Below are 12144 nucleotides of genomic sequence, written 5' to 3' on the forward strand. Positions count from 1 at the left end.
CTCCGGTATTCCTCCGGCGCAGAGAATGGCCCGGGAAGCAACAGTTTCCCGGGCCGGACTTTGTCTGAATGCTGTTACCGGATCAGGGTTTGGCGGTGACCAGTATCCGGCTGTCGAGAGAACGGATGCGGCTGGAGTCCGCCTCGTAGCTGGCTTTCAGCGCCTCGGCAAATCCTACCGCGCTTTCCGAGGTCGGGCGCATACCGTCAAACAGCGGTTCCGCGGAATGCAGCACCAGCACCTTGCTTTTGCCCAGGGTGCTGTCGTCGACCTTGAAAGCAATGCCGCCGTTGGCCGCTGATTCCTCCAGGCTGTAAGCAACACGTACCGGAATATGCCCTGCCACGCCGTCGCGCAGGCTGGCCACAGCGTTGTCCTCGCGCGAGATATTGGGCAGAAGATGGAACACATTGCCCGACACATCGAGGATCGAGACGGTCAGATACCCGTCGGTCACGTCATCCGGTAGCACAACGTCGATCACCGGGTTTTCGCCAACAAAGAAGCGGCCGGACGGGTTGGGTTCCACAGTGTCGCCGCCGACGGCGAATTCCACTGCGGCGCCGCCGGGCGGGGCTTTGGGCAAATGCTGTTCAACCACGCAGAGCGAGTCGTTCAGCACTTCCACATCGAGGACAACCTGACGTTCGTGTGCCAGCGCGCGCAGCGCATCGAACAGTTCCAGCCGGGTGGCGGTGCTGGCAACCCGGCCGCTGATCAGGATCGGGTCAGAGGGGCCGTAGCCGTCAAAATGGCCATTGCCCTGGCGCGCCAGCGGCCCGCAATCAGCAAAGCTGTCCATGATCGCCTTGACCTCAGCAACCGGCAGCACCGGCAGTTCAAACCGGATTTCGGCCTTGCCCTCCAGGGCTCCGGGCAATCCGTTGCGGAACAGCTCATTCAGCATCTCCGCAACGTTGGTATCATCCGTGGTCCCGGTCAGCCGGGCCTTGTTGTTGCTGATGACCAGACGCCATTCGCGCAGCCCTTCAAGCGGCTTCACGGTATCCAGGACGTCAGCCCCCCAGGTGTCGGCTATCGCGCCGGAAGCCAGGGTGAGGTCGGCATCCTGAGACACCGCCAGCAGCGCATCCCGCACCGTCTCAGACGGCACATTCCCGACAATCTCGACAGGTCCGTCGGCGGGTTTTTCGGCAATGAAGGAATAGGGGCGCACTTCCGGGTAGCCGGGTTCCAGGACACTGTCGAGGAAACCGCCGAAATAGGCGCCCGCACCGCCGCCGCCCAGCAGCAAGAGAATGGCCAGCGCAGCCCAGAGCCCGCCCCCGCCGCTCTTCTTTGCCTTGTCTGGCGCGGGCTTGGAGGCCGGCGGAGAAGCTGGGGCCGGTTTGCTGGCCTTCGGTACAATGATGGTGGCGTCTTCGTTCGGGGCATCCAGCAAATCGTCCAGACTGCCGCCGTCGGGATTGTCGAGGAAGGCCAGAACTTCGCCTGCGTTCTGGAACCGGTCCGCAGGATCCGGTGCGCACATCCGGCCGATCAAGGTCTTGAGCGGTTCGGGCAGACCATCAGTGTCCAGCGGCTTCTGCTTGTTTTCAACCACTTCCATCGGGTTGGCGCCCAGCTTGGGCGCGGCGCCGCGGAAGTTGGCAAGCAAGAGCGCGCCCAGCGAATAAATGTCTGAGCGGGCGTCTGTATCTCCGCTCATTTGTTCCGGCGCAGCATAAGAGTACTTGCCGGCAAATTCATTGCCGACAATGGTCTGAGCACCCGGGTTGGTATCCTTGGCGATGCCGAAATCGATGATCACAGCTTCTGCCGGGTCGCCGCCGCGCAGGATGATGTTGTCCGGGCTGAGGTCGCGGTGCACGATATTGCGGGCGTGGGCTGCCTGCAGGCCCTGCGCCACCCGGCGGCAGATCACCATCAGGTCTTCGGCGGCCATCGGCCCTTGCTTCAGGCGTTTGTCGAGGCCGGGGCCGTCAACATAATCCATCAGCAGGTAGATGTGGCCGTCCGGCGTGCGGTGGTTCTCAGAATACCGCACCACCGCCGCATGGCGGATTTCGCGGATGTTCTCCTCGCGCGCCATCAGGACGGTAAAGTCCTCATTGGCGGCGAGTTCCTGTTTCAGCACCTTCAGGGCAACCAGGTTGCCGGAAATTTCCGAGCGCGCCTTGTACACGTCGGACGTGCCGCCGCGGCCCAGCAGGCATTCGATCCTGTAGGTATTGTTCAGCAGATCACCCGGCTGGAACAAGTCGCCAGGGCGCGATTCAAGCATGGAAGTCTCCCTGACCTCTTATCCGGCGCGGGTCCGGGCTGTTTTTAGCCCAGAGCCTGGAATTCAACGCGGCGGTTCTCATCGGCGCGCGTGTTGTCCTGATTGAACGGAGCGGTTTCCCCCATCCCGATTGCTTTCAGCATATCCTCGCGCACGCCGCAGGAGCTGATCAGATGGCGGCGCACTTCCTGCGCGCGCAGAAGGGATAGCCGTTCGTTGTAGGCGGCTGAGCCGGAGCTGTCGGTGTGGCCGATGATCTGGAAGACGGTGCCGTCCAGCGCTTTCATCGACGCGCACATGTTGGCCAGCTTCGGCTCCTGATCGGCGCGCAGGGCTGCGCTGTCGAAGTCAAAGGAGATCTGAATGTTGATCTGCGTCTGCTGGTCAACGGGGGTATATTCCTCCGCAGCAGCGGCCACGGTTGTGGCCTCTTCGGTGCTGTCCTGGGTTGCGTCCGTGCTGCTGGGCACGATGACAAGACCGCGGGTCTTCTGTTTCTTGAAGGCTTCGGTGATCTCTTCGACGGACAGCTCACCGCCGTTCGACTGCGCCTGCGCCATCGGTGCCAAAATCAGGCCGGCGCCCAGAATACTTGTGAAAATACCTTTCAGGCGGATCATGCTCTGCGCCCTCCCCTACCGTTTCAACATTGCAGGCAGTCTATACCAGCACTATCAGGCTGCCAATGGCGGGCAGGGCTGCGCACGGGAAAAAAACACGGTGTTTCCGGCAAGTTGTAAACAGGGGGTTTACTGCCCGGCAGCTAGGGATTGAAATGGGCGCAAACGGACCAGGAGGAAAAATGCGGGTTTTACCAGCAGTGATAATCGCGATCGGCCTGGTGCTGGCCCCGGCTATCTGGTTCGGGCTCAGCTGGCTGCTGAGCGAAGAGGACTATCAGGGTGCCGGAGGCGTTGATTCCACCGCGCGGATCGAGATCGAAATGCTGCGCCAGCAGGTCGAAGATCTTCAGGCCCGGATGTCGGATCTGCAGAATGAAGTCGCCAGCCTGCCCGCAGGAGGGGCAGGCGCCGGAAGCCCTTTCACTGATGACGCGGCCGGAGAGGCCGCGATCTGGAACCAGACCGGCGGCGCCGATCTGGACTATGCCCAGGTGGTGCTGATCGCAGACCGGCTGAACGTGAACCGCGGCCTGCGGGTCACCGGCGGCAAATACCTGACTGAGAGGCTCGGCCGCCCGCGCGAGGATCTGAACGACACCTGCCAGCCGATGACCAATCCGGATCTCAAGGAGAAGCTGGTGACTGAACAGGTCGGGCCGATCCGGGTCAGCATGCTGCGCCCGGCCATCGAAAGCCTGAAGGTGGTGTTTGAAAACATCCGCCAGGCGGATCCCGATCTTTATGCCCGCATCAACACTGCCGGGGCGCTGTGCGTGCGGCGGATCCGCGGCACCACCAATTCGCTGTCCACCCACAGTTATGGCCTTGCGGTGGATCTGAACATTGACGGCAAGCTTGATAACTTCACCGACGGCAAGACCCAGCTGGGGCTCACCATCATGGCGGATTTCTTTTACGATCAGGGCTGGGTCTGGGGGGCCGGTTTCCGGCGCGAGGACAGCATGCATTTTGAAATCAGCCGCCGCCAGCTGGATCAGTGGATCACCGACGGGCTGCTATAGACAGGCAGCCGGCCGATTGACCTGCCGCAATAAGGCGAATTGGAACTCACGGGAAGCCGTGCCTGGACCAAAGCCCTAAGCAGGCCGGGTTTTGCCTGCTTAGGGTCTTGACCCGGATTACCCCTCAAGCCCGTAAGCCTTGCGGATGCCACGCTGTGTCCCGGGTCCGAAATCCCCGTCAATTGCCCCGGCATAGAAGTTGTTCTCTTTCAGCTTCTGCTGCAAGGCACGCCGGGTTTCGGGGGTGAACATGTTCGGGCGTTCGCTCAGAAGGCCAAGCACGTCAGAACTGCCGCTGCGCAGCGCAGCATAGAGATAATGGGCGGAATCTTCCGGGCCTTTAGACGGGATCAGCCCGTCATCAATCAGCGCAGCAAAATTGAACTGGGCCTGCGGATGGCGCAGGTCGGCGGCCCGCTCAAAGAACGTCAGCGCCTTTTTCGGATTGGCAGGCAGACCCAGGCCGCCCTGGTAATGCAGGAAGCCGAGGTCGTTGATCGCATCGGCAAAATCCTGAGCGGCCGCGGCCTGGTAGAGCTCCAGCGCTTTGGCGGGATCCGTATCAACGCCGGTGCCGCGCTCATAGAGTTTGGCAAGCTCGAATTGCGCCTCGGGCGAACCGGCATCCGCTGCACGCTGCAGAAAATCCACGGCGGCCTTGGGGTCGAACCGGCCCTGGTTCGGGTTCAGGCGGATATAAGCAAGACCCAGCATCGAGCGGGTATCGCCCAATTCGGCCAGCGCCAGCAGCTGTTCTTCCTGGTCGGGCTTCAGGGCAGCCCAGGCCGCAGACGCATCGGCCACGGAAACAGGGGCGTCATTTTCGCCGGGGCCCGCCAGGTAGAAGGGCACACCGGTCAGCGACCCGTAGGTGTGCGGCTCCTGCAGGTTCGCGGTGCTTTGCAGCACCTGATCGCGCACTTGGCGGAACATCAGGCTGATCTCCAGCCCCGGCTGCACCATCTTTTCCATCAGCGCGGTGGCATAGGGCGAGTTGCTGCCGCTGCCGTCCAGTGCCACCTGGCCGTCTTTGGCGGCAAAGGCCACCAGGGTGCCGCGGTCCGGATCGGCAGGTGCCATGCCGCCGCCGCCGCGGGTCGTTTCCGTGGTTTCAGTGGTTTGATTGCTGCTTGCCTCCAGCGCGATGGAATCCCCAAGCGGGTTGTCGCGGCAGCTGTCCAGGATCACGATCCGCATCTTGCGCGCCCGGTCGACAGCATTCAGCAGCTGTTTCAGCGACAGGGACTGGCGCTGCACATCAAGATTGCTGGCCACCTTGGCGTCGGCGGGGATCAGGAAGTTCTCCCCCTGGACCTCAATCCCGTGGCCGGCAAAATAAACCAGTGCCAGATCGGCGACTTCCGAGCGGAAAGCGAAATCCTCCAGCATCTGCTCCATTTCGGAGGTGCCGGGATCCAAAGCCAGGCTGACATCAAACCCGATGCCCTCCAGCGTGTCTGCCATGGCGACGGCATCGTTGCGGGTGTTTTCGAGCGGCGGCAGATACTGGTAGTCCGCCACCCCGATGACCAGAGCGATGCGATCGGTTGCAGCCTGTGCGCCAGCAGCGGTGAGCAGGCACAGTGTGAAAATCAACGGTTTGAAAAGAAAAGACATGCGGGTACCCGGGCTCGCGAATTTGGCTATGCCCCAATGTACGCGCTTGCGGCGGCAAAGAAAAAGCAAAATTGCCCATGGGATCTGCCCCGCCTGTTTCCGGGCGGGGCAGGGGTGTTTCAGGTGCTGGCCATGCTGCCGGCGGAGCGGAGCCGGTCGCGCAGCTTTTCAAGGGTGACCCCAGCGGCGGCAGCCGGCAGATCCGCCGGGCCGGACTCGTCGACCTGGGCCTGCACGCGCCTGTAGAACCCGGAGAGGCCCGACAAGGTCTGGATCACCAGGTCAAAGTCCTGCAGCGAGCGCAGCTCCTGGCTGGTCGGGGCCGTGCCCCGTTCCAGCACGTCGAGGACGACGTCCTCCAGCGCTTGCATCTGGCTGCGCAGCTGCTCCATTTCCCAGGCCGAAGCGGCACAGAGTTCGCCAAGGGCTTTGTCGGGATGCTCCATGATCAGAGCCGCCCGACGACCTGTTCGATGGCCTGCTTCATGGTTGCTACCGTGAAGGGTTTGCGGACGATGTTGTTCAGGCCGATCTGCTTGCCGACCTGGATGATCTCCGGTGTCGGTTTGCCGGTCACCAGAATGAAGCCAACGCGCTGGGTGACCTGATGGCTACGCAAGGCCTTCAACAGCCCCAAACCGTCCATGCCGGGCATGTTGTAATCGGACAGCACCAGGTGAACCGGGGTCTGGGTCAGCTTCTGATAGGCGCCCTGGCCGGAGTTTTCGACCATGTAGTTCTTGATGCCGATTTCATCCAGGCTTTGGGTAATGATCCCCCGGCTCGTCGACATATCGTCAACAACCATGACGCGGAGAGAGTCTTTCAAGCTCATTGTTCTTTCCTTCTGCTCTGCTTGCAGCCGTGGCCAGGGTTACCTGCCAGCGGGTGAGTTGACGTAAGTGGTGATCCCGGCCGTCTTCAGGTGCTGCGCAGCCGGGCCTGACATGCGCTCGGAATGACCGATGAAGAGGGTACCGCCCGGGTTCAGGGCATTCTGAAAGGCGCTCCAGACCTTCTGCTGGGTCGGGTTGTCGAAATAGATCGCAACGTTCCGGCAGAAGATCGCATCGAACTTCCCTTTGAACGGGAAAGGTTCAATCAGGTTCAGCACCCCGAAAGTGATCAGCTTGCGCAGGCTTTCCGGCAGCCGCCCGTCGGGGTCGCGCTTCGGCACCAGCTTGCTGTATTTGGCGTCGATCTGGGCCAGCTCGTCCTCAGGGTATTTGGCCGCCTGGGCATGGCGCACAACCACCGGGTCGATGTCGGTGCCCAGGATCTTGATGTCGAGCTTTGCGGCCTCCGGACACACGTCCAGCAGCGTCATCGCAATCGAGTAGGGCTCCTGCCCGTTAGAGCAGCCTGCCGACCACAACCGTACCCGGCCGCCGCGCCGCGCCTGTTCCACCAGCGGTGGCAGCACGTCATTGCGCAGGGTTTCGAAGTGATGCGGCTCCCGGAAGAAATGGGTCACATTTGTGGTCAGCAGCGACAGCAGCCCGCTGCGTTCCTCGTCGGCATTGGGGCCGTCCAGGCTGGCAAGGTAGTCCTTGAAGTTGGTGATATTGCGCTGGCGCAGCTTGCGGGCCAAGCGCGACGACACCAGGGGCTTCTTGCTGGCCGCCATGGCCAGGCCGAAGTGTTTATGCGCGAACTGCGCAATGGCTTCGAATTCCTGGTCCGACAGCGAAAAGCTGTCCGCATTGGGAGTGATGGTACCTTCAGCGCTCACGGCATCACCTGCTCCGGAGCCGAGATCACCGCATCAAGATTGATGATGCGCACCATGGTGTCATCATGGGAGATGATACCCTGAATGTACTCCATCGTGTTGCGGCTATCCACCGGCGGGGTGTCCTGGATGTCGTCCGGGTTGATCGAGATGATCTCGGAAACCGATTCAGCCAGAAGGCCCACCGGTTTGCCGTGCACGGAGACGACGATGACCACATTGCGCTCGCTTGCTTCGGTCTGCTGCAAGCCGAAACGGGCGGAGAGATCATAGATCGGGATCACCGCGCCGCGCAGGTTCATAACCCCCAGCACGTCGGCAGGGGCATGCGGCAGGATGGTCACCGGAGACCAGCGCCGGATTTCCCGGATCTGGGTGATTTTCAGGCAGAACGCCTGTCCGGCCACGGTGAAGCTGACAAACTCGCTGTGTTCAGCGTGTTTCACTTCCTGATCGGTTTGCTTCGCTTCAGCTTGCATTGCTCATTCTCCGCTCGGTGTCAAAGGCGGCCGCTGTGGGCGAGGCCGCAATGATGCTTTCAGGGTCCAGGATCATGGCGATTTTACCGTCGCCAAGAATGGTTGCCGCGGCGACGCCGGGGATCTCCCCGCAGACGCCGTCCAGGCTTTTGATCACCACCTGGCGCTGGTCGTGGATGTCATCCACTGCCAAGGCGCAGCGCTGGCCGGTTTCGGTCTCCACCAGAAGGTAGACCCCGGCCTGCTGATCGCTTTCACGGTACAGGCCGAGGGCGCCGGCGACATCGCAGATCGGTACGAAGTTGCCGCGGATCGACAGCAGGGTGCCGTCGGCCCCCAGGCTGTTGATCATGTCGTCGCTGCCGCGCATGGTTTCGACGATCGAGGTGATCGGCACCACCATGGTCTGATCAGCCACGGACACCACCATGCCGTCCATCACTGCCAGGGTCAGCGGCAGGATGATGGTGAATGTGGAGCCCTTGCCCGGCGCGGAAGAGATGTTGATGCGCCCGCCGAGGCCGGTCACCGCATTCTTCACCACGTCCATGCCGACGCCGCGGCCGGAGAGATTGGAAATCTCCTTGGCCGTTGAAAAGCCGGGCGCAAACAGCAGGTTGTCGATCTCGCCATCCGTCAGTTCAGCGTTTTCCGGGATCAGCCCCTTCTCGATCGCAATCTGTTTGACGCGCGGGCGGTTCACGCCGGCACCGTCGTCTTTGATCTCGATGCAGACACTGCCGGAGCGGTGCGAGGCAGACAGCCGGATTTCACCGACCTTGGACTTCCCTGCGGCTTCCCTGTCCTCGGGCTTCTCCACGCCGTGGTCGACCGCGTTGCGCAGGATATGCGTCAGCGGGTCGGACAGCCGTTCGATGACAGTCTTGTCGACCTCGGTGTTTTCACCCTCGGTGACCAGCTTGCAGGTCTTGCCGGTGGCGGCCGAAGCCTCGCGGACGATCCGGGCCATGCGCTGGAACAGCGGCTTCACAGGCTGTGCGCGGATGGCCATGACACCTTCCTGGATGTCGCGCGCCAGGTTTTTGAAACCTTCCAGCTCGGTCTCGACGTCGCGGGTATCCGAGACGTTGAGATTGGCGATCTGCTGGGCCAGCATCGAATGGTTGATGATAAGCTCCCCGACAGCGTTGATCAGCCGGTCCACCCGCTCGAGCTCGACGCGGAGCGTCGGCTTGGGACCGCCGCGCTGCTCCTGTTTGCCGCTCTCGGCTTTCGGGGCCGAGGCCTTTTCTTCGGCAACTGCCGGTTTGGCTTCGGGTTCAGGTGCGGGGACCGGCGGCTCAAAAGGGGCTGCAGGCGCCTCCCCCTCAGGGGCAGCTGCGGCATCTCCGGCTGGCGGTGCAGCGAACATCGCATTCAGCGCGGCCAACGCATTGGCTTCCGCCTCGGCATCGCCATCACCATTGATCGACAGCTCGCACAGGCCCTCGACGAATTCGAACACGGCCTCAACCTTCGAACGCGTCTCCTTGGTGACCAGCACCAGATCCCAGGCCAGATAGGCTTCCGCCATGTCCATGGCATCAAAACCGGGCAGCTCATTCTCGTCCATGGTGACGGTCAGCTCACCCAGATCCTTGAGCGCCTGGAACAGGAAGAACGGCTCGTTGCCGGTGCCATACATTTCCTTCAGCGGCTGGAAGCGGATCCGGTAGGTCTCTTCCTGCGGTTCCGCCGGAGCGCCGCCCAGATCGCCAAGATCCATCATGGGCGCCGGGCCGCCGAGCCCCATCGGCTCGAAGGTGAGGTCTTCCTCTTCTTCCGGAATGTATTCATCCAGCGCCGCCAACAGCGTATCATTGTGCGCTTCGTCTATCTCGCCGCCGTCCCGGGCAACTTCGACCAGCGCTGACAGTTGATCGCTAGAACGCAGCAGCAGCTGGATCAGCTTCTCATCCAAGTCCAGCCGGTTGGACCGCACTTCGTCAAATACTGTTTCGAACCGGTGGGCAAAGGCCACCAGATCATCGAGGCCAAAGGCCCCCGCGCCACCCTTGATCGAGTGCACGGCGCGGAAGATCGCATTGACCACCTCAGGGTCGTGATCGCCTCCTTCGATGGCGGTCAGACCCTCATCCGTTGCTTCAAGGAGCTCTTCGCACTCCTCAAAGAAGGTATCCTGAATCGACCCCGACATCTTACGCCGCGGCTCCGGTCACGCGCTTCAACGCAAAAATAAGCGAGGCGTCGTCAAACGGCTTGGTGATCCAGCCGGTGGCGCCGGCACCGCGGGCGCGGGCCTTCAGTTCAGGCGCGCTTTCGGTTGTCAGAACCAGGATCGGCACTTTGGAATTGATGCCGGTGCCGCGCAGCTCCTCGATCACGCCGAACCCGTCCAGGTTGGGCATGTTGATGTCAGTGATGACGACATCGGGATCCACGTCAGGGTACATATCCACACCCTCGCGGCCATCAACCGCGCAATGGTATTCAAAACCCGCTTCTTCCAGGGTCGCGGCCAGAAGATTCCTGATCGTGCGGGAATCGTCGATTGCCAGAACTTTGGTTTTCATGCTGTTTCCTCGTCTTCAAAACGGTTGGGCTCCAGCCCCAGAAGCGTCAGGGACTTGCGGCAGGATTCGGTGATATTGGTGACTGCGAAGCCCACCCCCTCGGACCGCCATTGCTGCTCTGCACCAAGCAGAAGCTGCAAACAGCGCGAGGGCATCAGGGCAACACCGCTGCAGTCGATTTCGACCGCCTTGGCGCGCGCGCCTTGCAGGAAGGCGATCAGAGGATCCAGCTCCGCGAAGGCGTTCGGCAGGTCCAGAATGTGCTTTTGCGTTTCCGTAGTCATTTTCGGCGATTCGCACCCCCGTTGTCGGCGATCAATTTGAGTTCGATTGGGCAATTCTTACGAGCGGGGCCTTAACATTTGATTGCCGCCGCACCGGCGAAAAGAAAGATTCATAAGGAGGCGCACCGCATTTTTGCGGCAGAAATCCGATCAATTTTTATCTGTGTTTTTATGGCTGAAAGAATCACCTGGAGACGCCAATTCAAGCGTATTTCCGGCCCTTTCCGCTGCTTCCAGTTGTATTTTAACCCAGCCTTCAGAAAGTGACGCGGACGCGCGACGGAATTCAGCTGGTTTCCTTTTTAAATTGGGCATGCTCTGCAGGCTGTAAGCTGCAAATTAACATCTGCGCTCCATTCTGACAGGCATCACTATTGCGGTGGCCTAGACCGCACTGCTCTTAGGAGGACGGAATGAAAGCGTTCAAATCGCTCAAGCTGGCACATAAATTGCCGCTGTTTGTTGTTGGGTTCGGTGTGCTTGTGACGGCGATTCTCGTCACCATCAGCACGATCAGCTTCCAAAAAAGCGCCGAAAAAACTGCGGAAGACCAGTTCCGCTCCATGGTGGCGGACCGGAAATTCTCGGTGCAGACATTGCTGGACGGCATCCACGCCGATGTGCAGACCCTGGCGGCGGTGCCATCGACGGCCACCGCCATCGAATGGCTGACGATGACCTGGAACGATCTCGATGGCAATCCGGGCCAGATTCTTCGCCAGGCGTATATCGACGACAACCCGAACCCAATCGGGCAGAAGCATCTGCTGCTGCGCGGCACCGGTGACTCGCCGTATCACATGCATCACGAGACCTTTCATCCGGCCTACAAGACCCTGATCGAAAGCAAGGGCTACTATGATGCCTTCCTGATCAACCTGGCTGGCGACATCGTCTACTCAGTGTTCAAGGAAAACGACTACGGCACCAACATGATGACCGGCCCGTTCAAGGACTCCGGCCTGGCCACAGTTTACCGGGCGGCACTGGAAGGCAGCCGTGGCGAAGTGTTCTTTGCGGATATGGAACCTTATGCGCCTTCCGGCGGAGCGGCGGCTGCTTTTGCGGCGTCACCCGTTGTGAATGACGCAAATTTGACCGTTGGCGTGCTGGCAGTGCAGATCCCGGTGGATCTGCTGGCAGCCATTGTCAACAATGAGCAGGGTATGGGCGATACCACCCAGGTTTATATTCTGGGCGCGGACCATCTGGCGCGCACGAGCTCCCGTTTCGATGGCAGTTTCGAAGTGCTGTCCCAACTGCCGGAAACCGAACAAGTTCAAAGCGCTTTTGACGGCCAATCACATGTGCTGCGGGGCGTAAGCGGCCTCAGCGGCCAGAAGGTTCTGGCCTATTCCGAGCCGCTGCCGCTGGCCTTTGCCAACTGGGCGATCATTGCCGAGCAGGATTGGGCGGAGCTGATGGCGCCTGCTGCTGAGAAGCGCAACATGCTGCTTCTGGCTTCGCTGATCTGCGCCGGCGGCATGTCCCTCGTCGGCTGGCTTTTTGCGCGCTCTGTGACGCGTCCGATCGACCGGATCTGCGCGGACATGGAGGCGGTGTCCTCGGGCGATCTCGATACGGAGGTCGCGGCGGCCAGCCGCGGCG

The 12144-nt window shown here is 61.3% G+C and carries 12 protein-coding genes; 2 read left to right on the forward strand and 10 right to left on the reverse strand.

Going from position 1 to position 12144, the window contains the following annotated elements; genetic code table 11:
* Positions 1-82: 82 nt before the first annotated feature.
* Both N6L27_RS21190 and N6L27_RS21195 read right to left on the reverse strand, forming a co-directional pair.
* Positions 83-2245, reverse strand: a complete 2163-nt coding sequence (locus N6L27_RS21190) for a serine/threonine protein kinase (protein ID WP_271909422.1) — start codon at positions 2243-2245, stop codon at positions 83-85.
* Between the two features lie 44 nt (positions 2246-2289).
* Positions 2290-2865: an OmpA family protein gene (locus tag N6L27_RS21195; RefSeq protein WP_271909423.1), complete on the reverse strand. Its 576-nt coding sequence runs from the start codon at positions 2863-2865 to the stop codon at positions 2290-2292.
* Positions 2866-3047: 182 nt separating this feature from the next.
* On the opposite strand from N6L27_RS21195, the gene N6L27_RS21200 reads away from it, so the two are divergent.
* Positions 3048-3890 carry a M15 family metallopeptidase gene (locus N6L27_RS21200; RefSeq protein WP_271909424.1) on the forward strand — a complete coding sequence of 281 codons (843 nt, stop codon included), beginning with the start codon at positions 3048-3050 and terminating at the stop codon, positions 3888-3890.
* A gap of 117 nt (positions 3891-4007) precedes the next feature.
* Here N6L27_RS21200 and N6L27_RS21205 read toward each other — a convergent pair whose 3' ends face one another.
* The 8 genes from N6L27_RS21205 to N6L27_RS21240 all read right to left on the reverse strand — a co-directional run bounded on the left by N6L27_RS21205 (position 4008) and on the right by N6L27_RS21240 (position 10536).
* The gene (locus tag N6L27_RS21205; protein WP_271909425.1) at positions 4008-5507 is read right to left on the reverse strand and encodes a caspase family protein; all 1500 of its coding nucleotides are present in this window, start codon (positions 5505-5507) and stop codon (positions 4008-4010) included.
* Positions 5508-5626: 119 nt separating this feature from the next.
* Positions 5627-5953, reverse strand: coding sequence for a hypothetical protein (locus N6L27_RS21210; protein WP_271909426.1), 327 nt, complete (start codon positions 5951-5953; stop codon positions 5627-5629).
* A gap of 2 nt (positions 5954-5955) precedes the next feature.
* Complete coding sequence (locus N6L27_RS21215) at positions 5956-6342, reverse strand: response regulator (RefSeq protein ID WP_039152568.1); 387 nt, start codon at positions 6340-6342, stop codon at positions 5956-5958.
* Between the two features lie 39 nt (positions 6343-6381).
* Positions 6382-7239, reverse strand: a complete 858-nt coding sequence (locus tag N6L27_RS21220; protein ID WP_271909427.1) for a CheR family methyltransferase — start codon at positions 7237-7239, stop codon at positions 6382-6384.
* Positions 7236-7718 carry a chemotaxis protein CheW gene (locus tag N6L27_RS21225; RefSeq protein WP_027260148.1) on the reverse strand — a complete coding sequence of 161 codons (483 nt, stop codon included), beginning with the start codon at positions 7716-7718 and terminating at the stop codon, positions 7236-7238. Before N6L27_RS21225 ends, N6L27_RS21220 begins: the two co-directional genes overlap by 4 nt.
* Positions 7708-9876, reverse strand: coding sequence for a chemotaxis protein CheA (locus tag N6L27_RS21230; protein ID WP_271909428.1), 2169 nt, complete (start codon positions 9874-9876; stop codon positions 7708-7710). The genes N6L27_RS21225 and N6L27_RS21230 overlap by 11 nt, the downstream gene beginning before the upstream one ends.
* 1 nt (position 9877) lies before the next feature.
* Positions 9878-10252, reverse strand: a complete 375-nt coding sequence (locus tag N6L27_RS21235) for a response regulator (protein WP_019297430.1) — start codon at positions 10250-10252, stop codon at positions 9878-9880.
* Positions 10249-10536, reverse strand: a complete 288-nt coding sequence (locus N6L27_RS21240) for an STAS domain-containing protein (RefSeq protein ID WP_271909429.1) — start codon at positions 10534-10536, stop codon at positions 10249-10251. Before N6L27_RS21240 ends, N6L27_RS21235 begins: the two co-directional genes overlap by 4 nt.
* A 413-nt stretch (positions 10537-10949) precedes the next feature.
* Here N6L27_RS21240 and N6L27_RS21245 point away from each other — a divergent pair.
* Positions 10950-12144: cache domain-containing sensor histidine kinase (locus N6L27_RS21245; RefSeq protein WP_271909430.1), on the forward strand; the 1195-nt coding region annotated here is incomplete at its 3' end.

This window comes from Leisingera sp. SS27 (assembly GCF_028368855.1).
In the GTDB taxonomy this organism is placed as follows: domain Bacteria; phylum Pseudomonadota; class Alphaproteobacteria; order Rhodobacterales; family Rhodobacteraceae; genus Leisingera.